We start from the raw sequence: 276 nt of genomic DNA, 5'->3' as shown, positions 1-276 counted from the left end.
GGCGGTGCCGTTGCGCCAGGCGGCGGCGCAGGCAAGGCAGTTTCTGTTGGCGGAAGCGGCTTCACGCTTGAACGTGAGTGCAGACAGGCTCGACGTGCGAGACGGTGTGGTTTTTCACCGCGACGACGGTGCAGAAAAAGGCATCGCCTACGGCGAATTAATCGCGGGACGACACATCGAACTGACGTTAGCCACCGACGCCCCTTTGAAATCGCCGGACACGTACAGGATCGTCGGTAAGAGTACGCCGCGCGTCGATATTCCCGCCAAGGCTAC

Annotated in this window: 1 pseudogene; it reads left to right on the top strand. The window is 61.2% G+C overall.

The features are described from left to right. Positions 1 to 276: pseudogene (locus tag SB764_RS39910) on the top strand (xanthine dehydrogenase family protein molybdopterin-binding subunit); the annotation flags it as partial.

Source organism: Paraburkholderia sp. SIMBA_027 (assembly GCF_046535315.1).
Taxonomy (GTDB): domain Bacteria; phylum Pseudomonadota; class Gammaproteobacteria; order Burkholderiales; family Burkholderiaceae; genus Paraburkholderia; species Paraburkholderia tropica.
This window is presented reverse-complemented; position numbering and strand designations above follow the sequence as displayed.